The 19,957-nt window shown below is 47.2% G+C and carries 21 protein-coding genes; all 21 read right to left on the minus strand.

The features are described 5' to 3' along the window. Positions 1 to 100: 100 nt before the first annotated feature. Positions 101 to 1,801 carry a proline--tRNA ligase gene (locus KNQ03_RS03515; RefSeq protein ID WP_047393839.1) on the minus strand — a complete coding sequence of 567 codons (1,701 nt, stop codon included), beginning with the start codon at positions 1,799 to 1,801 and terminating at the stop codon, positions 101 to 103. A 34-nt stretch (positions 1,802 to 1,835) separates the two neighbouring features. Next, the gene (rseP, locus tag KNQ03_RS03520; RefSeq protein WP_023468687.1) at positions 1,836 to 3,077 is read right to left on the minus strand and encodes an RIP metalloprotease RseP; all 1,242 of its coding nucleotides are present in this window, start codon (positions 3,075 to 3,077) and stop codon (positions 1,836 to 1,838) included. 14 nt (positions 3,078 to 3,091) lie between these two features. Next, positions 3,092 to 4,246, minus strand: coding sequence for a 1-deoxy-D-xylulose-5-phosphate reductoisomerase (locus KNQ03_RS03525; protein WP_214723592.1), 1,155 nt, complete (start codon positions 4,244 to 4,246; stop codon positions 3,092 to 3,094). Between the two features lie 14 nt (positions 4,247 to 4,260). Continuing rightward, complete coding sequence (locus KNQ03_RS03530; protein ID WP_023468689.1) at positions 4,261 to 5,061, minus strand: phosphatidate cytidylyltransferase; 801 nt, start codon at positions 5,059 to 5,061, stop codon at positions 4,261 to 4,263. Positions 5,062 to 5,080: 19 nt separating this feature from the next. Continuing rightward, positions 5,081 to 5,821: an undecaprenyl pyrophosphate synthase gene (locus tag KNQ03_RS03535; protein ID WP_214723594.1), complete on the minus strand. Its 741-nt coding sequence runs from the start codon at positions 5,819 to 5,821 to the stop codon at positions 5,081 to 5,083. A gap of 79 nt (positions 5,822 to 5,900) precedes the next feature. Further along, entirely contained in the window at positions 5,901 to 6,458 is a 558-nt protein-coding gene (frr, locus tag KNQ03_RS03540; RefSeq protein WP_058704863.1) for a ribosome recycling factor, read from the minus strand. A gap of 1 nt (position 6,459) precedes the next feature. After that, positions 6,460 to 7,179 (minus strand): UMP kinase, encoded by a 720-nt coding sequence (pyrH, locus tag KNQ03_RS03545; RefSeq protein WP_029342047.1) that lies wholly within the window; start codon positions 7,177 to 7,179, stop codon positions 6,460 to 6,462. Between the two features lie 111 nt (positions 7,180 to 7,290). Next, entirely contained in the window at positions 7,291 to 8,172 is an 882-nt protein-coding gene (gene tsf, locus KNQ03_RS03550) for a translation elongation factor Ts (protein WP_023468693.1), read from the minus strand. 82 nt (positions 8,173 to 8,254) lie between these two features. Beyond that, positions 8,255 to 8,989 (minus strand): 30S ribosomal protein S2, encoded by a 735-nt coding sequence (gene rpsB / locus KNQ03_RS03555; protein ID WP_012370721.1) that lies wholly within the window; start codon positions 8,987 to 8,989, stop codon positions 8,255 to 8,257. A gap of 129 nt (positions 8,990 to 9,118) precedes the next feature. Next, positions 9,119 to 9,562, minus strand: a complete 444-nt coding sequence (locus KNQ03_RS03560; protein WP_214723596.1) for a hypothetical protein — start codon at positions 9,560 to 9,562, stop codon at positions 9,119 to 9,121. Continuing rightward, on the minus strand, positions 9,559 to 10,332 hold the full coding sequence (locus KNQ03_RS03565) for a FliA/WhiG family RNA polymerase sigma factor (RefSeq protein WP_047393832.1): 774 nt from the start codon (positions 10,330 to 10,332) through the stop codon (positions 9,559 to 9,561). The genes KNQ03_RS03560 and KNQ03_RS03565 overlap by 4 nt, the downstream gene beginning before the upstream one ends. Positions 10,333 to 10,345: 13 nt before the next feature. Continuing rightward, a complete protein-coding gene (locus tag KNQ03_RS03570) occupies positions 10,346 to 10,828 on the minus strand; it encodes a chemotaxis protein CheD (RefSeq protein WP_029342052.1) in 483 nt (160 codons plus the stop codon). Further along, on the minus strand, positions 10,821 to 11,429 hold the full coding sequence (locus KNQ03_RS03575) for a chemotaxis protein CheC (protein ID WP_029342053.1): 609 nt from the start codon (positions 11,427 to 11,429) through the stop codon (positions 10,821 to 10,823). Before KNQ03_RS03575 ends, KNQ03_RS03570 begins: the two co-directional genes overlap by 8 nt. Beyond that, entirely contained in the window at positions 11,422 to 11,850 is a 429-nt protein-coding gene (locus KNQ03_RS03580) for a chemotaxis protein CheW (RefSeq protein WP_029342054.1), read from the minus strand. Before KNQ03_RS03580 ends, KNQ03_RS03575 begins: the two co-directional genes overlap by 8 nt. Positions 11,851 to 11,861: 11 nt before the next feature. Further along, positions 11,862 to 13,865 (minus strand): chemotaxis protein CheA, encoded by a 2,004-nt coding sequence (locus tag KNQ03_RS03585; protein ID WP_214723597.1) that lies wholly within the window; start codon positions 13,863 to 13,865, stop codon positions 11,862 to 11,864. Positions 13,866 to 13,886: 21 nt separating this feature from the next. Then, a complete protein-coding gene (locus KNQ03_RS03590; RefSeq protein ID WP_050677468.1) occupies positions 13,887 to 14,741 on the minus strand; it encodes a MinD/ParA family protein in 855 nt (284 codons plus the stop codon). After that, on the minus strand, positions 14,738 to 15,781 hold the full coding sequence (locus KNQ03_RS03595) for a flagellar biosynthesis protein FlhF (protein WP_214723599.1): 1,044 nt from the start codon (positions 15,779 to 15,781) through the stop codon (positions 14,738 to 14,740). Before KNQ03_RS03595 ends, KNQ03_RS03590 begins: the two co-directional genes overlap by 4 nt. A gap of 3 nt (positions 15,782 to 15,784) precedes the next feature. After that, positions 15,785 to 17,809 carry a flagellar biosynthesis protein FlhA gene (gene flhA, locus KNQ03_RS03600; protein ID WP_214723601.1) on the minus strand — a complete coding sequence of 675 codons (2,025 nt, stop codon included), beginning with the start codon at positions 17,807 to 17,809 and terminating at the stop codon, positions 15,785 to 15,787. A 14-nt stretch (positions 17,810 to 17,823) separates the two neighbouring features. Continuing rightward, on the minus strand, positions 17,824 to 18,915 hold the full coding sequence (gene flhB, locus KNQ03_RS03605; RefSeq protein WP_029342059.1) for a flagellar biosynthesis protein FlhB: 1,092 nt from the start codon (positions 18,913 to 18,915) through the stop codon (positions 17,824 to 17,826). A gap of 4 nt (positions 18,916 to 18,919) precedes the next feature. Beyond that, the gene (fliR, locus tag KNQ03_RS03610; RefSeq protein WP_029342060.1) at positions 18,920 to 19,687 is read right to left on the minus strand and encodes a flagellar biosynthetic protein FliR; all 768 of its coding nucleotides are present in this window, start codon (positions 19,685 to 19,687) and stop codon (positions 18,920 to 18,922) included. Beyond that, on the minus strand, positions 19,684 to 19,956 hold the full coding sequence (fliQ, locus tag KNQ03_RS03615) for a flagellar biosynthesis protein FliQ (protein ID WP_023468705.1): 273 nt from the start codon (positions 19,954 to 19,956) through the stop codon (positions 19,684 to 19,686). The genes fliR and fliQ overlap by 4 nt, the downstream gene beginning before the upstream one ends. Position 19,957: the final 1 nt, after the last annotated feature.

A 19,957-nucleotide genomic window follows, 5' to 3' on the forward strand; every position in this document is an offset into this window, starting at 1 on the left:
CCGTGACAGCAACTCCTCCTCCTCTTGCGGATTGCCCAAGGGGCGAATGGGTGTGAGACAAGAAAACAGTCACTTTATGAAAAGTGACCGTCTCCATTCTTTATTCTAAACCTTCATAGAGTGAACGAACAGCCTCAACGACTTGTTCTTGTCCAATTTCTTCTGCATCGCCACCGCGACGGGCTTTTAATTCGACGATTCCTTCTGCCGCTTTTTTGCCGACGTTCAAGCGAACCGGTAGACCGATCAAATCTGCATCGGCGAATTTGACGCCTGCTCGTTCTTTTCGGTCGTCAAGCAGGACGCTGAAACCTGCAGCTGTCAACTCTCGGTATAGTGTTTCTCCGAGTTCAAGCTGTTCTGCATTTTTACCATTGACGACAATCAAATGGACATCATATGGTGCGATCGCTTTTGGCCAAATGATCCCGCGCTCATCGTAATGCTGTTCGACGACTGCCGACAATGTCCGCGAGACACCGATGCCGTAACATCCCATGATGAGTGGTTGTGCTTTACCGCCTTCATCGAGGAACGTCGCTCCCATTCCTTCAGAGTAACGTGTTCCGAGTTTGAAGACTTGACCGACTTCGATGCCACGTGCGAATTTAACGTTTCCGTTGCCGTCTGGTGACGCGTCACCTTCTTCGACGAAGCGCAAGTCTGTATAGTCTGCTTCGAAATCACGACTTGGGTCGACATGGATATAATGCGTTTCCGCTTTGTTTGCACCACAGACAGCGTTCGTCAAGGCACGAATCGCGTAATCGGCGACGATCTTCATGTCTGCCCCAATCGGTCCGAGTGTTCCAGGCGTTGAGTGAAGCGCTGCTTCAATCTCTTCGTCGCTCGCCATCGTGATGTCGAGTGCTCCCAGATAGTTTTTCAACTTGATATCGTTGACTTCGTGATCGCCCCGGACGAGTGCCATGACAAGCCCTTGCTCCGTCTTGAAGATGACGGTCTTGATTGATTCGTTTGCTGGTAAATTCAGATGTGCGCTGACCGCTTCGATCGTCTTCGCATCTGCCGTATGCACTTCTTCAAGTGCTTCTGGTGCTTTGTCTTGCTTCGGATAGGCATCGATGGACTCTGCCATCTCTAAGTTCGCTGCATAATCCGATTGGTCCGAGTAGACGATCGTATCTTCACCGATTGCTGCTAACGCATGGAACTCATGTGTTCCACTACCACCGATTGCACCTGAGTCAGCGACGACTGGACGGAACTCAAGACCAACACGTGTGAAAATCCGCGAATACGTATCAAACATGTTTTGATACTCTTCGTCTAAGCTCTCTTGTGACGAATGGAACGAGTATGCATCTTTCATGATGAACTCACGACCACGTAATAAACCGAAACGTGGCCGACGTTCGTCACGGTATTTCATTTGAATCTGGAAGAGATTGACCGGTAACTTTTTGTACGAGTTCAATTCATCACGAACGATTGAAGTGATCAGTTCCTCGTGCGTCGCTCCGAGCGCGAACCGGCGATCATGACGATCCGTCAAGCGCATTAATTCAGGTCCATAGATATCCCAGCGTCCTGTTTCTTCCCATAGTTCAGCTGGTTGAATTGCTGGCATCAGTAATTCTTGCGCACCCGCTGCCTCTAATTCCTCGCGAATAATTGTCTCGATGTTTGCGAGAACCCGTTTTGCGAGTGGTAGATACGAATAGATCCCAGCGGCATTTTGACGCATGAATCCTGCACGAAGCAAGAGTTGGTGACTGATGGCTTCTGCATCAGATGGTACTTCACGCAACGTTGGCATGAATAGTTTTGATTGTTTCATAATGAGTCACGAACTCCTTTGACTGAGTGATTAATTAAAAGAATTTTTGAATGTCGTTCCAAGTAACGACGAGCATGAGTAACATCAAAAGCGCAAAACCGACGAAGTGAACCAATCCTTCTTTTTGAGGATCGACCGGTTTACCGCGTAAGGCTTCAAGGAAGAGGAACAGCAAGCGTCCTCCGTCAAGTGCTGGAAGTGGCAATAGGTTGAAGACTGCTAAGTTAACGGACAACAGTGCAGTCCATGTCAAGAGCATCGAGAACCCACTATCTGCGACCTGATCGGTCATTTTGACGATCCCGACTGGTCCTGATAATTGATCGACGCCAACGACACCCGTTACGAGATCTCCAACAGCTCCGACGATAAGCGTCGACATCCGCCATGTTTCTGAAACGCCCGTTTGTAGTGCTGTTCCGAATGATTTTTCTGTCTCATTCGTGACACCGATGATGCCAACCTTCTGTTCCCCTTGCTGTTGCACTTTTGGCGTGATCTCAGTTGTCGTCTCTTTTCCATCACGCTCATATTTTACTTCTGTCGCTTTCCCAGCACGATCTTGGAATCCAGCACGTAAATCTGTCCATTTTGCTGTATCCTGTCCGTTGACCGAGATAATCCGGTCACCTTCAACAAGTCCTGCTTGATCGGCAGGTGAACCTTTTTGTACTGTTCCGATGACGCTTTCCCCTGTCGGAGAGCCATTATATAAGGCAAGACCGAATAAAATGACGAACGCGAGGACAAAGTTCATGAACGGTCCTGCAGCAATCGCAAGGACGCGTTTCCAAACGGATTTCGAACCAAATGTGCGATCATACGGCGCAATTTGTGTCCGTGTCTGACCTTCGACAAGAAATGCTGTCGGTGAGACAGGATATCGAACCGATGTCTCGTCTTGTAACCCAACGAGTTCGAGTTGACGCAACAAGTCAATCCGCTCGACAGTAACGACTTGATCGACTTGTGGCTGATCTGCATCGAAATAAATCGTCTCGATGACACCGTCCTTTAACTGTAATCCGACGGTTTGACCTGATTTGATCTCTACGAGTTCAGGTTCTTCACCCGCCATCTTGACGTAACCGCCAATCGGCAACAGGCGCACCGTGTACAACGTCTCATTCTTAAACACTGAAAAGATCTTCGGTCCAAATCCAATCGCGAATTCCCGACAGAGAATACCTGCCCGCTTCGCCATTACGAGATGACCCCATTCATGGACGGCGACGAGTACACCGAACATCAGCACGATTGAAATAAAGGTCGTCATTACTTATCCCATCCTTAGTTAGCGAATGTAAGAGACGATACGAACTCACGCGCCCATCGATCAGCTTCAAGGATTTGATCCAAGGAAGGCTCCTCGATAAGCTCATGAGCTTGAAGCGCCGCCTCGACGCTCGCTTCGATTTCTAAAAAGCGAATGTCCCCTTTTAAGAAACGGTCCACCGCTTGTTCGTTCGCAGCATTGAGTACTGATGGCATCGATCCACCGGCTTGACCCGCTTCAAAAGCAAGTCGTAACAACGGATAACGATCAAATGATGCATCAGCAAAGTGTAAGCGTCCGATTTCCTTTAAGTTTAACCGTTCTCCCCCTTGGATTTCAAGGCGGGACGGATATGTAAGAGCGTACTGAATCGGTTCTCGCATGTCGGGCATACCAAGCTGAGCCATGATAGCTCCATCGTTAAATTCGACCATCGAGTGAATGATGGATTCACGGTGAATGACGACATCGATATCCGCATAGTCGACATCAAATAACCAGTGCGCTTCAATGACTTCGAACCCTTTGTTCATCATCGTCGCCGAATCAATCGTGATTTTTGCTCCCATCGACCAGTTCGGATGCGCGAGTGCTTGTTCGACCGTCACGTCTGCCAGTTCTTCACGTGATTGATCACGGAAGCTTCCGCCTGATGCTGTCAAGATGATTTGACGCACATCTTCTCGCCGCTCCCCGTTCAAGCATTGGAAAATCGCCGCATGTTCACTATCAACGGGTAAAATCGTCACGTTTTTTTCACGTGCGAGTTTCATGACAAGGTGCCCTGCCGTAACGAGTGTTTCTTTGTTCGCAAGACCAATCGTCTTACCCGCCTCAATCGCGGCAAGCGTTGGACGTAAACCAACAGCTCCTACGACCGCTGTAATGACCGTATCGACTTCAGGATGCGTTACGACATCAAGCAATCCTTCTTCACCGATGACGATCGTCGGCTGATAGGTTAACTGTTGCTCGAGTTCTTGACGTGTTGCCTCATCTTGGACTCCGACAAGCATCGGTTGCAAACGATTCAACCACGGTACAGCAACCGTCGTGTTGCGACCAAATGCAAAACTCGTCAATTCAAAAAGATCTGGATTAGCCGCAATGACATCAAGCGTCTGCGTACCAATCGATCCCGTTCCACCGATGATACTGATTTTCTTCATAATGAAGCGCCTCCTCAAGCAAAGATATCGAGTACGACGAGGACCGTAAAGACGATCATCATGCTGTCGAACCGATCAAGAATACCACCATGACCCGGTAGTAACGTTCCAGAATCCTTCACACCATAATGGCGTTTGTAAGCGGACTGGACCAAGTCACCAAGTTGCCCAACGACGGCAACGATGATGGCAAGGACAATGACTTTCCCAAAACCGACTGTCGGTTCGATACTTTCGAACACGACACCGAGTAAGATGGCAAGTAACACGCCACCGACTGCCCCTTCAATCGTCTTGTTCGGGCTGATTGACGGCCACAGTTTATTCTTACCAAATCGCTTCCCGACGAAGTACGCCCCTGAATCCGTAAACCAGATCAAGAGAATGATCAAGAGAGACCACGTTAATCCATGTTCGAGTAAACGGATGTAGGCGAACGATGCAAAACCGACACCAACATAAACCGCAGTCAGCAGTAAAAAGGCGACATCATCGAACGTAAAGACATTTTTCGAAAACACGTTCCAAAAGAGACCGATCAATAAAATGATCATTGCCCAAGCGATTGGTGAAAGTCCGATTGGGAGTGTCCGATCGACTGCCTCTTCATAGATACCGACGAATGGTAATAATGTGCCGATCCCGAATAAAATCCGTGGAATGCGCGAGCCGCTCCATTGTCGCATCCGGACAAGCTCGGTATAACCGAGAATCGTTAGTACTGCCATAAACGCTAAAAAGGGAAGTCCACCGATGTACAAAAGCGCCAAAAAGATGGCGCCTGCCCATATCCCTGTGATAATCCGAGTTTTCATAAGCTAGTTCCTCATTTAATCAGACGCCGCCAAATCGGCGTGTCCGTTGATTGTAATCTTCAATTGCTGCCAAGAAAGCATCCCGACGAAACTCTGGCCACAAGACATCTGTAAAATAAAACTCTGCGTACGCCGCTTGCCAAAGTAAGAAGTTCGATAACCGTTGTTCGCCACTCGTTCGAATCACGAAATCGACATCGGTTACGGATCCTGTCATTAGCTCGCGCTCGATCGTCTCCGGTGTAATCGCATCCGGTGACAATGTTCCTGACTGAACCTGTGCGCCCAGTTTTTGCATGACTTGTACGAGCTCATCGCGTCCTCCATAATTCAGAGCGAAAATCAGACGAAGTCCTGTATTGTGTTGCGTATCCAGTTTCGCTTGTTCCACTGCCTCACGTGTGAAATGAGGGAGGCGTGACACTTCTCCCGCTACCTCGACTTTGACATTTTGCGCGTCTAACTCTTTTAAATCCGACTCTAAAAATTGTGCCGGTAGCTTCATGAGAAAACTCACTTCTTCTTCCGGACGCGTCCAATTCTCCGTCGAGAAGGCGTATAATGTCAGACTCTTAACGCCGAGTTCATTTGCAACCCGAACGACTTCACGAATCGATTTCATGCCTTCGCGATGTCCCATGATACGCGGAAGTCCGCGTTTTTGTGCCCATCTACCGTTTCCATCCATGATGATAGCGACGTGCTCAGGCACCCGGTCATAGGTTTCGGTTTCTTTCGTCTGATTCAACCATTGAAACATCCGTACTTCCTCCTCTCTCAATTATGAAGAAAGGGACTCTTCGTGTGACAAAGAGTCCCCCCCATGACGATCCGTCGCGTCATACTTCCATGATTTCTTGTTCTTTTTCCGTTGCTGTCTGATCAAGTTGTTTAACGAACTTGTCTGTCAACGTTTGAACATCTTCTGTGTATCCACGCAAATCATCTTCTGTCAATGCACCATCTTTTTCTTGTTTCTTTAACTGCTCGTTCGTATCACGACGAATGTTACGGAGGGCAACCTTACCTTCTTCCGTATACTTCTTGACGAGTTTGACGAGTTCCTTCCGGCGCTCTTCCGTTAGTGGTGGAATCGCAAGACGGATGACCGTACCATCAGATGATGGCGCAAGACCAAGATCAGCACGTTGAATCGCTTTTTCAATCTCGCTGACCATTGATTTATCCCATGGAGTGATCAAGATCAGACGTGCTTCTGGTGTGTTGACGTTCGCTACTTGATTGAGCGGTGTCGGTGCACCGTAGTATTCGACTTGAACGGGATCTAAAATCGCAACGTTCGCACGACCAGCTCGGAGTGTCGCAAGTTCTTTCTTAAGTGAAAGATGTGCTTTTTCCATCCGTTCTTCGGCTTGTTTTAAAATTTCTTTTGACATATTATTTCCCCCTTACGATTGTCCCGATTTCGTCACCGATGACGACACGTTTGATGTTACCTTCTTCCATCAACGAGAAGACGATGAGCGGGATGTCATTGTCCATACAAAGTGAAGTTGCTGTAGAATCCATGACTTGAAGTCCATCCTTTAAGACATCCAAGTAAGAGAGCGTCTCGAATTTCTTCGCTTCTGGATCAACATTCGGGTCAGCTGAGTAGACACCATCAACGTTGTTTTTCGCCATCAAGATGACCTCTGCTTCAATTTCAGCTGCACGAAGAGCAGCTGTCGTATCTGTTGAGAAGTACGGGTTCCCTGTACCTGCTGCAAAGATGACGACGCGTCCTTTTTCGAGGTGACGCATCGCACGGCGTCGAATATACGGTTCTGCTACTTGGCGCATCTCGATTGATGTTTGAACACGTGTTTCAACACCTACATCTTCTAAGCTGTCTTGAAGCGCAAGCGAGTTCATGACTGTCGCTAACATCCCCATATAATCGGCGTTGGCCCGGTCCATCCCAAGTTCTGCACCTGTTTTGCCACGCCAAATGTTTCCAGCTCCGACAACGACCGCTACTTCGACGTTCAATTCAACTAATTCGCGAATCTGTTCCGAGATAGATTTGACGATGACAGGATTGATCCCAAACCCTTGATCTCCTGCGAGCGCTTCTCCGCTCAATTTTAACACAATCCGGTTATATTTCGGTTGCATGACTATGTCCCCCTTGCTAAATTCCGTAAAAAAGGAACACGAACCACTTCCACACGAAAGTGGATTGAAGCATACGTGTTCCTTCTCTTGTCATCAGGATGATCCCGATTCTTATTTTTTAAGTTGGTTCATAACTTCTTCAGCGAAGTTCTCTTCGCGTTTTTCCATACCTTCTCCAACTTCGAAGCGTACGAATGACACGACTTTACCGCCTTTAGATTCTACATATTTACCAACTTTGAAGTCTGGATCCTTGACGAACGTTTGATCGACGAGGCAGATTTCCTCGAAGAACTTGTTCATACGACCAACGATCATTTTTTCAACGATGTTAGCTGGTTTTCCTTCGTTCAATGCTTGCTCAGTGAGGACTTTTTCTTCACGTGCTTTTTCTTCTTCTGTGACAGAAGTACGGTCAACGTAAAGTGGACGTGCTGCTGCAATGTGCATTGCAACGTCTTTTGCAACTGTTTCGTCTGTCGTACCTTCGATGACGACGACTGAACCGATGCGTCCACCCATGTGGAGGTAAGAACCGAAGACTGCATCATCTGCTTTTGTGAAGAGCGCTACGCGACGGAGTGAGATTTTCTCTCCGATTGTTGAAGCTTCTTCTGAGATGTATGTGTCGATTGTTTTACCTGCTTCGTATTCAGAAGCAAGAGCAGCTTCTGCTGTCTCAGAACCGTTACGGAGAACAGCGTCTGCGATGTTTTGAACGAGTGTTTGGAAACGTTCGTTTTTCGCAACGAAGTCTGTTTCTGAGTTGATTTCGACGAGTGCCGCTTTGTTGCCGTCAACTGCAACTGCAGTCAACCCTTCAGCTGCAATACGATCGCCTTTTGCTGCTGCTTTAGCGATCCCTTTTTCACGCAAGAAATCTACTGCTGCGTTCATGTCACCGTCAGTTTCAACGAGTGCTTTTTTGCAGTCGAGCATACCTGCACCTGTTTTTTCACGAAGTTCTTTAACCATTGCTGCTGTAATAGCCATTCGATATTCCTCCTTATAACATCCTTAGTTTCAAAAAAAAGGTGATAAAAGGTCGATTCCCTTTATCACCTGGCATCACGAATTACTCAGCGTCTGCTACTACTTCTTCAGTAGTTTCAGGTGCTACGTTATCTTCGCCTTGTTTAACTTCGAGGATTGCGTCAGCCATTTTACCAGTGAGCAATTTGACTGCACGGATCGCATCGTCGTTCGCTGGGATGACGTAGTCGATTTCGTCTGGATCACAGTTAGTATCAACAATCGCAACGATTGGGATGTTGAGTTTGTGTGCTTCTGCAATCGCGATACGCTCTTTGCGTGGGTCAACGATGAAGAGTGCATCCGGAACGCCTGGCATATCTTTGATACCGCCGAGGAATTTCTCAAGACGAGTCATTTCTTTTTTAAGAATGATGACTTCTTTTTTAGGAAGAACTTCGAATGTACCGTTCTCTTCCATTTTTTCGAGTTGTTTCAAACGGTTGATACGTTTTTTGATTGTAGAGAAGTTCGTGAGAGTTCCACCCAACCAACGTTCGTTGATGAAGTATTGACCTGCACGGATCGCTTCTTCTTTCACAGTGTCTTGAGCTTGTTTTTTCGTACCAACGAAAAGAACGTTTCCGCCTTCTGACGCTACTTCACGGATGAAGTTGTATGCTTCGTCTACTTTTTTGACCGTTTTTTGAAGGTCGATGATGTAGATTCCGTTCCGTTCTGTGAAGATGTATTTTGCCATTTTTGGGTTCCAACGGCGTGTTTGGTGACCGAAGTGTACACCAGCTTCTAACAATTGTTTCATCGAGATTACTGCCATGATGAATTCCTCCTTTTGGGTTTTGGATGTCCTCCGCGATGATCGTCTATCCAGCTAACCTATTAAAGGCACCGCAGCTGGCGATACATGCGTGCGTAATTAACACCGTAGACTAATATAGCATAAAGATTACCGAGGGGCAACCTTCGTTTGATGAGAAAGTTTAGCAATCAAAGCAACCTCGCCCGTCCCCCGATTCAAAGACCGTGCAAGCGTCTCAAGATCCGCTCCTTCTCGTAGCGCCTGCTTGACATCCGTTAACGGTGGTTCTTGTGAAATGGATTGTTCAATTTCGACGGTTTCCGATTTCTCGTAAGTAGCCGCCTCCACCATATGTGGAGACGCATCCGGTACTTGATCAACCTGTTCGTTCGCTACATTTACGGATGTCTCCGTCATGGCGTTGACGTTCTCCATGAAATGTAATAAAACTTGTTCCGTCTCATTCTTTTCACGTTCCAACCGTGTAATTCGGTCTTTGAGCGCTGCCTGCTGGCGAAATAACACCAGCAGCGCATAACAAACTAAAGCAGCTAATAAAATATAAACGACAGTCATAATTCTTCCTTTCACATGGCGACACGATCTGCTAAGTAGGCACTTCCGAGCGCATTCTTCAACTTACGAAGCGCTTTTGAATGGATTTGTGAAATACGGGAAGTCGAGAGCCCGAGGACTTCACCAATTTCCGTAAGCGTCAATTCTTCATAATAGAATAACGAGACGACAAGTTGTTCTTTTTCGGATAACCCTTCGACTTCCTCTGCCAGTTTAGCGATCAACTCCCGCATTAATAACATATCTTCCGGTGTAGCAGTATCTGGATCTAAATAGGAGACGGTCATCGCCTTCCCCTCATCCTGTAGCGTGACTGCTTCATCGATCGATAATACATTCGCAAAATAGCTTTCTGCTAAAGCACCCTTGACCTCGTCAGGTGTCATGTCGACGATAGAAGAGACTTCGTCTAACGTCGGCGTCCGTTGCAAAGATTGTTCAAGGATCTCGACGGCTGCCTCGACCCGTTTTGCTTTTTCCCGTAAGGAACGTGGTAACCAATCGATTTTACGAAGCCCATCTAAAATAGCTCCTCGAATCCGAAAGGCGGCATACGTGTCGAATTTATTATTATGATTTTGATCGAATTTTTGAAGCGCATCGTACAATCCCATCATACCTAAACTTTTCAACTCGTCTCGATCGACACTTTTAGGCAACGTCGCACTTAAACGCTGAACGTGGTATTGAACAAGTGGTTCATAATTGTGAAGTAACAGATCTGCCACCGCAATATCGCGTGTGGTCAGCCATCGATCCCAAAGTTGTTGTAATTCCTCACGCATGACCATTCCTCCTCTAGATTTCCAGCGTCCCGACATTCACCGTCCGGATGACGAGACGCCCTGATTGTGAGTGGAACTCGATCGTTCGTCCATTCGTGCCGCCAACATCTTCGGCAACGAGTGGAATTTTGACTTGTTGAAGCATTGCTTTGACCGCAGCGATGTTTCGCTCACCGATCCGCATTGATTCATGTTCATACTTAAATTGAAACATCTGAGCCCCTCCCGCAATCTTCGCACGTAATCGGATGGCTCCACTTGCTCGTAATTCGCGGGCTACCTCTAGAATTGCCGTATCCGCGAACTTTCCGACTTCAAGCTCCCGATTCCGACTGATCGCTGAATCAGGCAACATGACATGCGCCATACTCGATAACCCTCGTTCCTGGTCATAGATGACGACGCCTACACACGATCCAAGACCCGCCGTCCGTAAAATGACGGGGCGTTTACTGATGGCGTACTCCGCAATCCCAATCCGTACGATTTCATCCATTCAAGTCCACACCCAATCGTTCGAAGACCGTCTGAAAGGCGTTCGCTTCAGGCAACAAAAGTAAATGTCCGGTCAAATCGTTTCCTGCACTAGACAAGTGCGTGTCGATATAGACAGCCATATTGCCTGGAGTCGTAGATTCAAGTAAGGCTACTTCAAGTAACGCACCAACCATATCAAACGCTGATGCAGGAACACTGACATGTAACGATAAATCAAGCCAATCGGAGATAGCCCGAGCATATGCTCCTATTAAAATATTCCCAATTTCTTCCCAAGCAGAAACCCCCATTTCGTGAGAATCGGAAAAAAAGTGGAATTCCGTCTGCATCAATTGGCTCACGAGCTTCTCTGCATCACGAAGTGGCATCAAAAAAAGTAACGTTGCTTGAATATCGCCAGAAAAACGTAACAATGCACCAGCGGTATACGTTTCCGCTCCTCCACTTCGCTCGATGATCGTTGTGAAATCCTCAAGTTCAGCGGAAGGTACCTCGATCTCAATCGGTTGTCCAAGTAAGGTCGAAAGTGCTGTCGCTGCGTGACCAGCTCCAATGTTGCCGACTTCCCGTAAAATGTCCCGTTCGTTTGGATTAAGCATGAACGATGTCCTCAAATAAGCGATTCGGTTCAATCAACGAAAACAATTGCTGATCGCCTTTTGCGACTGCAGTCAAATACGAGGCATCCTCCTGCTTTTGTTCACTGAGCGGTTCAATCCGAACATCCGTTGATTCGACGACTTCGTTTGCCCGGTCGACGATGAATCCAGCGTCCCCATGCTCCAAAGTGGCGATGATGATGCGTGTTTCTTCCGTTTCTTCCATTAATTCGAATCCAAGACGGGCGCGCAAATCAATCACGGGTGTGACGACACCACGCAAATTGATGACTCCTTTGACATAAGATGCAGCGTTCGGAATCCGTGTGATCGGGATGAGCCGTTCGATTGAACGAACAGACTGTACATCAATACCGTATGCATTATCTTCTAATTGAAAAACAACCCATTTTTGTTCCATCTTCGTTCCCCTCACTTCCGTAATAGTGCATTGCTGTCAATGATCAATGCAACCTGTCCGTCTCCAAGAATCGTTGCGCCAGAAATCGCACGGATACCTTCTAGATAACTACCGAGTGGCTTCATGACGATTTCCTGTTGACCGATCAATTCGGATACGATTAATCCTGCTAATTTTTCACCACTTCGGACGACGACGACCGAATAGGCCTCCGCCTCATGCTGCGGCAATCCATACACTTCATTCAGCGAAATAAGTGGCACCAATTGTCCACGGAAATCAAATACTTTTTCCCGGTGTGCTTGCAGGATCGCTGATTTACGTAAGGATGTCGTCTCGATGATGGCAGTCAGTGGAATCGCATACGTTTCTTGTCCGAGCTCAACGAGCATGGCTGAGATGATCGAAAGCGTCAATGGTAAACTGATACGGAAAATCGTTCCTTCTCCGCGGCGCGTCTCAACGAATACTTCTCCACCTAATGATTCGATCTTCGATTTGACGACGTCGAGACCAACACCACGACCAGACAAGTCGGTGACTTCTTCTGCCGTTGAGAAACCAGGTGCGAACAACAGCATCGAAGCCTCTTCGATTGTTAATTGCATCGCTTCTTCTTCCGTGATCAATCCTTTTTCAATCGCAATCCGTGTGACACGTTCGTGATTGATACCTGCTCCATCATCTTCAATCTCGATGAAGACTCGGTTTCCTGAATGATAGGCACGAAGCGAAAGATTTCCTTCGACCGGTTTATTCGCTAAAATCCGTTCCGCTTTGTTTTCAATTCCATGATCAATCGCATTGCGGATCAAGTGGACGAGTGGATCACCGATCTCATCGATGACTGTGCGATCAAGTTCCGTCTCAGCACCTGTAATGTGTAGTTTGATATGTTTTCCGACATCCTTCGAAACAGAACGTACCATCCGCGGGAAGCGGTTGAACACTTGTTCGATCGGCATCATTCGTAACGTTAAAACGAGTGATTGCAATTCGTTCGTACCTCGTTTGATCCGTTCGACCGTATCTGTCAATTCCGGTGAGCTGACTTCTGCTGCAATACGCTCCAATCGTCCGCGGTCGATGATGAACTCTTCGAACAGATTCATCAAACGATCAATACGCTCGAGATTGACACGAATCGTTTTCGAAGCGACAGGCACAGATAGATCTGTCTGTTCTGGTGATTCCGGTGAAGCTGTTGGTGCAGGTACTGATGTCGCAACCGGCACTTCCTGTGGAAGGGTGGATGTCGCCACCTCTGCTTCTGGTGTTGCTTCAAACACGTCCATCTTTACTGTTGCGACTTCAGAAACCGATGCAACCGCCTCTTGAATGACCGATTGCTCTTGTTGCGTCACGAATAAAACAGAGAATGACGTCTCAAAATGTTCTTGCTCCAGTTCATCAGATGTCGGATTCGACAAAATGACATCTCCGAGCTGTTGTAAACGATCAAAGACCATGTAGACACGTGCCGCTTTTAAGATGACGTCTGCTGAAAGTTCGACTTGGACGATATAGGCTTGATAACCGGACGCAATCGATTGTTTGACGACCGCTTCCGAATAGACATCACATTCGAATGTTGATGGTGCAGTTGATGGCGTAACCGAAATGATCTCTTCTTGTTCGGGACGAATGAACTGCTGTAATCGTCTCACTGTTTCCGTGACGTCAAGTTTCCCTTTTCCACCGCGACTGATGTCTTCTACCATCGTTTCCAGTTGCTCAGCAGCAACGAATAGGACATCGATCAACTCAGCTGTAGCGGGTTGTTTCTTTGATCTGACTAAATCAAGGGCGCTCTCCATCTCATGCGTCAAATCAGCGATCGCATCATATCCCATCGTTCCTGCCATCCCTTTTAGCGTATGGGCAGAACGGAAAATTTGATCGATGACCGCTTCATCGTCTAATCGTTCTTCAAAAACCAATAAGCTTGTGTTAATAGCTTGTAAATGCTCCATCGACTCATCGAGGAACAACCCCACATATTCATTTAAGTCCATGACTGATACCCTCCTTTAATCTTAACGGACATGATCTTTTCGTTTTTTCAGACGATGTAACAATCGATCTAAAAACTTCCGTTCTTTGACTTGTACACCTGTTAGAGACGTCGTGATATGATCGAGTCGCCAACTGACGTCACTCGTTCGATCCATCAAGTAAAATGGCATCTGTGCCTTGACTGCTTTGACGACTGTCGGATCTTCCGGCAAAAAACCGGTAAAGCGCAGTGGTTTTTGTAAAAATTGTTGGCTGACGAGCGCCAGTCGATCAAACGTTTCAAGTGCTTCTCCACCATTCGTCGCCCGATTGACGACTACGGAAATCGGAAGATCCGTCGCATGATGGTGTGCCAGTTTGACGAACGCATAACCGTCCATGATTGAAGTCGGCTCTGGCGTGACGATCAACCAGGCTTCGTCTGCACTACTGATAAAATCAAACGTCTGATGGTTGGCGCCGGCTCCTAAATCGAGCAACACAAAATCATACTCATAGAAAAATTGGAATTCCCGCAGTAGGAATACGACATCCTCCTTCGTCAGATTCGTCAGTTCCGCAAATCCACTCCCGCCATGAATGAAATGAAGGGATGGCGACTGTTCAACGATTGCGTGCTGGAGTGATTCTCGTCGTTTGACGCATTCCATCAAGGATGACTTCGATGATTTACCGAATAGAATACCAATGTTCGCCATCCCGATATCAAGATCAATCAAGAGTACTCGTTTTTCTTGTAACGATAATGCCACGCCAAGATTCACCGCGACATTCGTTTTTCCGACGCCACCTTTTCCACTCACGATGGCAATCGTCTTCGTTTCCTTGACGGTCACTTTTGATCGTAAGACACGTGCTTGATCTTCTCGCATCATCTCATCCCTCTCTCGACGATCATTCGGGATAACTCATCCGCCGTAGCGAACGTGATGTCTTCTGGCACTTCTTGCCCCGTTGTCACGCAATAGATTGGTAACTTCGTCTCTGTCATAAGCCCAAACATCGACCACAGTTCACTTGTTTCATCTGCTTTCGAAAAAACGATCCCTGATAAGGGAATCTTGCTGAAACGATCGTGGATCTGTAATAAATCTCGGTATTTCGATGTCAAACTAAGAACTAAGAACACATCCGTATCTTCAAAGTCATGACGACTTCGTAATTGCTCTACATACACTTCGTCAAGGAAATTTCGTCCCGCTGTATCGACAAGTACGATGTCGCATGATGCTAACGCTTGCTTTGCTCGTTCAAAATCTTCCAGGTCGTATGCAACATGAATCGGAATACCTAATATGTCGGCATATGTCTTCAGTTGTTCAATCGCTGAGATCCGGTATGTATCGGTTGTGATGAGACCGACTCGTTGATTTTTGATGAGCGTATGATGCGCAGCCAGTTTAGCGATGGTCGTCGTCTTACCGACACCAGTTGGTCCTGTTAACATGACATAACGTGCAGTCGACGGCGTCACGCGCAATGCCGACTTCACTTCTTCCGTCAAGAGATCGGTTAATTCCGTTTGCTGCGTTTGATAGTACGCAGTTAGTAATCGCTCATGCAATCGTTCAGACACTTGTTGTAACGCTGGTTCTGCCAACAGCGGCGCATAATGTCGCAATTCTTTTGGCAATGGTCGTTCGCCGACCGTAACGATCGTCGGACGCATGGGGATCGGTTGGATGGTTTCCACAATGTCCTTCCGACTCGTTGTTTGCTTCGAGACGATCGGTTCGTTCGACACATGTTCATCCACCGATGCAACCAGTTCCACTTTTTTCTTCGCAAATAAGCCAAAGAATCCGCCCACTTTGATATGGCGAGTATTTAATATGATGGCATCGTTACCGAGTTCGCGTTTGATGCGTTCCATGGCTTCGCTAACGGAATCCGCCGTGACTTTTTTGACTATCATCGCTTAAATCACCCCAATACTCTTAACTTCAATCGTCGGCATTAATTCGTTATAAGACAAAATCGGAATATCTGGAAAATACCGTTCTGTCAATTGACGGACGAACATCCGGATACTTGGAGAAGTCAGGATGATCGGATGCGCCCCGTACCGTTCGAATTCCGCTGCCCTCTCTTGCAATGTCTCGATGAAACGTGTCGCTTTTTCGGGATCAAGCGCTAAATAATTTCCGAACTCCGTCTTTTGGATGGCCGACTGGATATCCAGTTCCATCTCACTCGAGACCGTCACGACATGCAAGACATCTCCTTGCATGACTTGTTCCGTAATTTGCCGCGATAAGGATTGACGGACATATTCAGCAAGTAGTTCGCTGTCTTTCGTCACAGCTGCATAGTCCGCGAGCGTTTCGAAAATCAATGGTAGATTTCGAATCGAGACTTTTTCTTTTAATAATTGAACGAATACTTTTTGAAGTTCCCCGATTGATAACAGTTGTGGTGTTACTTCCTCGACCAAAATCGGATGCGATTCCTTCAAATGATCAACCAACTGTTTCGTCTCTTCCCGACCGAGTAATTCAGCGGCATGCTTCTTCAAGAGCTCCGTTAAATGTGTCGCAACGACGGATGGTGGATCAACGACCGTATACCCTGACATCTCTGCTCGACTGCGTGTCTGTTCATCAATCCAGAGTGCCGGCATACCGAATGCTGGTTCAACCGTATCGATCCCTCGAATTTCTGGATCATCGACACCCGGGCTCATCGCTAAATAATGATCGAGTAACAGTTCACCACTTGCCATCTCACTTCCGCGAATCTTGATTCGATAATGGTTCGGTGATAACTGCAGATGATCACGAATCCGAACGGTCGGTAGGACAAAACCAAGTTCGAGTGCTAGCTGCCGACGAATCATGACGACACGATCGAGTAAATCGCCACCTTGCGCTTCATCAGCGAGTGGAATCAAACCGTAACCGAATTCAAATTCAATCGTATCGACATTCAGTAAGGAAATGACCGATTCACTCGAACGCAAGTTTTCGCTCGGCGCTTCCTCAACGGCGACCTCTTCTTGCATCGTCTTCGTCGTCTGCTTTATTCGCCAAGCGAAGAAGCCAAATAACGCTGCAATCGGCATCGTGACGTAATCGGGAATCGCTGTGAATAGTCCGAGTAAGAAGATTGCTCCAGCCGCGATTCCGACAAGTAATGGCGTCCGTGTCAATTGACCGATGACATCCTCACCAAGGTTTCCGTCGGATGTCGAGCGCGTGACGATGATCCCGGTCGCAACCGAAATCAAAAGTGCTGGAATCTGACTGACGAGACCGTCCCCGACTGTCAGTAACGTATATAGTTCGACTGAATCCGCTATCGGTAAGCCTTGTTGGACGACACCGATGATCATCCCGAAGATCAAGTTGATGATGACGATAATAATGCCTGCGATCGCATCTCCTTTAACGAACTTCGAGGCCCCGTCCATCGCCCCATAAAAGTCTGCTTCCGATTGGATTTTTTGACGACGAGTCCGGGCTTGTAATTCGTCAATCATACCGGAGTTCAGGTCGGCGTCGATTGCCATCTGTTTTCCGGGCATCGCGTCAAGCGTAAAACGTGCCGACACTTCCGAGACTCGTTCCGAACCTTTCGTGATGACGAGAAACTGGATCAAGACGAGAATCAAGAAGACGACGAAACCGACGAGCGGCTTACCGCCGACGACAAAGCTACCGAAAGCCTCGATAACTTCGCCACCATTTCCGTTTGATAGGATCGCCCGTGTCGTCGAGACGTTAAGTGCCAGACGAAATAGAGTCACGATCAATAACAACGTCGGAAATACAGAAAACTCAAGTGCCTCTTTGGCATTCATCGCAACGAGTAATACCATCAAAGCAATTAAGATATTGATGATGATTAAAAAATCGAGCATGATAGCGGGCAGTGGAATGACGAGCATGAAGACGATCATGATGACGCCTAGCAGAACCGTTAAATCTCGTGTTGATATACTCATGATGCTTCATCCTTTCATTTTGCTTGTTTCAGTTGATAGACAAAGGCGAGTGTTTCAGCGAGCGCCTGATAGAACGTTTCATCCACTGCCATACCAATCTCTGTTTGAGCGAACAACGCCCGCGCCAGCGGACGATTTTCAACAATCGGGACATCAGCTGCTGTCGCCTTCTCCCGAATCCGGAACGCGACAGCATCTACGCCTTTTGCAACGACGATCGGTGCCATGTGTTTTCCGTCATCGTATTGAATCGCTACCGCATAATGGGTCGGGTTCGTGATGACGACGTCGGCATTCGGTATTTCTTGCATCATCCGCCGCATCGCCATCTCCCGTTGTTGTTGTTTAATCTTTCCTTTGATTTGAGGGTCACCTTCCGTGTTCTTATGCTCATCCTTTAAATCCTGTTTACTCATTCGAATCGACTTTTCAAAATCAAATTTTTGATAAGCGAAGTCCAGAATGGCTAACGCGATCAAGGCGATACTGACCGACAAACCGAGCAAAAATGTTAAATGACCAATGATAGCTAACGCATCGCCGATTGGTTCCGAGGTCAGCCTCGAAATCTCGACCTTGTTATTCCAAAGAACAGTGCCACTCGTGACACCGATGACTAACAGTTTAAAAACGGATTTCAAAAACTCGACGAGTGCTTTAACGCTAACGATCCGTTTGACGCCTTGAAGCGGATTGATCCGGTCCAGCTTCGGCTGAATCGCCTCACCACTTAAGAGCACACCAATCTGAACGAAGTTTCCAAGGATCCCGATGACGACCGCTGTTAAAAAGAAGGGGGCGACTAAAATCCCCATTTGTATCAGCATCTCGACTAAAATCTGTTCAATTCGTCCCTCTTCGACGGCTTGCAGAACTTGACTTGCACTGAGACCATCTTGTAGGACGAGTACGAATCGCCGTCCTAGAAATGGACCGAAAAAATAGAGAACAAGAAACATCGCGAATAACATAAAACTGCTTGTTAAATCTGCTGATTTTGCGACCTGTCCCTTTTTACGCGAGTCATCCCGCTTTCGAGGTGTCGCTTTTTCCGTCTTCTCACCAGCGAAGTACTGAAGATCAAGGCGTAATCGATATGAATGCATGTCCTTAACCTCCTAGTAATCGAATGGCGTCTGCAAGTACATCTTGCAACAATGGAACGAATCGACCGATTCCTGTGATCGTCGCTCCTGCTAATAAAAACAGAATCGCGTATCCCATTAACAGTTTGACGGAAAAACCAATCGCAAAAATGTTGAACTGGGGTGCCGTTTTCGCTAAGAAACCAAGTGCGAGATCCACTAAAAAGAGTGAAACAACAAGTGGCATCGCCATTTGTAAGGCAGTCAACATCGCAAGTCCGACGACACGGATGACCAAACTCATTCCTGCGTCGCCTGATACCGCAATCAGACTGCCCGGCGGAAAGATCTGAAAGCTCGTATAGATGCCGTCCAGTAAAATGAGATGCATATCAGAAGCGAGCAGGACGAGTAACGTCAGCATGTAATAAAATCGTCCGACGATTGGTGACTGTCCGCCAAACATCGGATCATAAGCGGAAGCCATCGCAAGACCCATCTGTAAATCAATAATCGAACCCGCAATTTGTGGGGCGTATAATAAAAAACTGGCAAGTAAGCCAAGAGCTAGCCCCACTAAGACTTCCGTTCCCATCCGAAAGAAAAAATCGAAGTCTTCTACACGAACGTCCGTCTTCACGGCGTAACTCGCAAAGTAAGCAAGACCCGCCGCAAGTGCTAATTTATGTTGCGCTGGTAATTGTCTTGATGAAAACAAAGGCGCCGCAACGAGAAAACCGACGATCCGTCCAAAGACGAGCAGAAAAACACTCAGGAAAGAAAGTAATGTCATTTTCGGGAAACCTCAGCGATTTGTTTGAATAGATCAATCGTAAAGGTCTGTAACTCCTGCATAATCCAAGGTCCAAAGAAGACGAGTGCTAAAAACACGGCAACAATCTTTGGAACAAACGATAACGTCTGTTCCTGAATCTGCGTCGTCGCCTGCAAAATACTGACGAGCAGACCAACGACGAGCGAGACGAGTAACAAGGGGGCCGATACTTTGAGTAATGTCCAGACAGCAGAACTCGCCAACTGAATAATCATTTCTTGAGTCATC

It is taken from the genome of Exiguobacterium sp. s143 (assembly GCF_018618895.1).
In the GTDB taxonomy this organism is placed as follows: domain Bacteria; phylum Bacillota; class Bacilli; order Exiguobacteriales; family Exiguobacteriaceae; genus Exiguobacterium_A; species Exiguobacterium_A abrahamii.

Excerpts from the sequence above, each read along its gene's own strand:
- KNQ03_RS03515 (WP_047393839.1), bottom strand. The coding sequence starts at position 1,801 with ATGAAACAATCAAAACTATTCATGCCAACGTTGCGTGAAGTACCATCT.
- rseP (WP_023468687.1), bottom strand. The coding sequence starts at position 3,077 with ATGACGACCTTTATTTCAATCGTGCTGATGTTCGGTGTACTCGTCGCC.
- KNQ03_RS03525 (WP_214723592.1), bottom strand. The coding sequence starts at position 4,246 with ATGAAGAAAATCAGTATCATCGGTGGAACGGGATCGATTGGTACGCAG.
- KNQ03_RS03530 (WP_023468689.1), bottom strand. The coding sequence starts at position 5,061 with ATGAAAACTCGGATTATCACAGGGATATGGGCAGGCGCCATCTTTTTG.
- KNQ03_RS03535 (WP_214723594.1), bottom strand. The coding sequence starts at position 5,821 with ATGTTTCAATGGTTGAATCAGACGAAAGAAACCGAAACCTATGACCGG.
- frr (WP_058704863.1), bottom strand. The coding sequence starts at position 6,458 with ATGTCAAAAGAAATTTTAAAACAAGCCGAAGAACGGATGGAAAAAGCA.
- pyrH (WP_029342047.1), bottom strand. The coding sequence starts at position 7,179 with ATGCAACCGAAATATAACCGGATTGTGTTAAAATTGAGCGGAGAAGCG.
- tsf (WP_023468693.1), bottom strand. The coding sequence starts at position 8,172 with ATGGCTATTACAGCAGCAATGGTTAAAGAACTTCGTGAAAAAACAGGT.
- rpsB (WP_012370721.1), bottom strand. The coding sequence starts at position 8,989 with ATGGCAGTAATCTCGATGAAACAATTGTTAGAAGCTGGTGTACACTTC.
- KNQ03_RS03565 (WP_047393832.1), bottom strand. The coding sequence starts at position 10,332 with ATGCGTGAGGAATTACAACAACTTTGGGATCGATGGCTGACCACACGC.
- KNQ03_RS03570 (WP_029342052.1), bottom strand. The coding sequence starts at position 10,828 with ATGGATGAAATCGTACGGATTGGGATTGCGGAGTACGCCATCAGTAAA.
- KNQ03_RS03575 (WP_029342053.1), bottom strand. The coding sequence starts at position 11,429 with ATGCTTAATCCAAACGAACGGGACATTTTACGGGAAGTCGGCAACATT.
- KNQ03_RS03580 (WP_029342054.1), bottom strand. The coding sequence starts at position 11,850 with ATGGAACAAAAATGGGTTGTTTTTCAATTAGAAGATAATGCATACGGT.
- KNQ03_RS03585 (WP_214723597.1), bottom strand. The coding sequence starts at position 13,865 with ATGGACTTAAATGAATATGTGGGGTTGTTCCTCGATGAGTCGATGGAG.
- KNQ03_RS03590 (WP_050677468.1), bottom strand. The coding sequence starts at position 14,741 with ATGATGCGAGAAGATCAAGCACGTGTCTTACGATCAAAAGTGACCGTC.
- KNQ03_RS03595 (WP_214723599.1), bottom strand. The coding sequence starts at position 15,781 with ATGATAGTCAAAAAAGTCACGGCGGATTCCGTTAGCGAAGCCATGGAA.
- flhA (WP_214723601.1), bottom strand. The coding sequence starts at position 17,809 with ATGAGTATATCAACACGAGATTTAACGGTTCTGCTAGGCGTCATCATG.
- flhB (WP_029342059.1), bottom strand. The coding sequence starts at position 18,915 with ATGCATTCATATCGATTACGCCTTGATCTTCAGTACTTCGCTGGTGAG.
- fliR (WP_029342060.1), bottom strand. The coding sequence starts at position 19,687 with ATGACATTACTTTCTTTCCTGAGTGTTTTTCTGCTCGTCTTTGGACGG.
- fliQ (WP_023468705.1), bottom strand. The coding sequence starts at position 19,956 with ATGACTCAAGAAATGATTATTCAGTTGGCGAGTTCTGCTGTCTGGACA.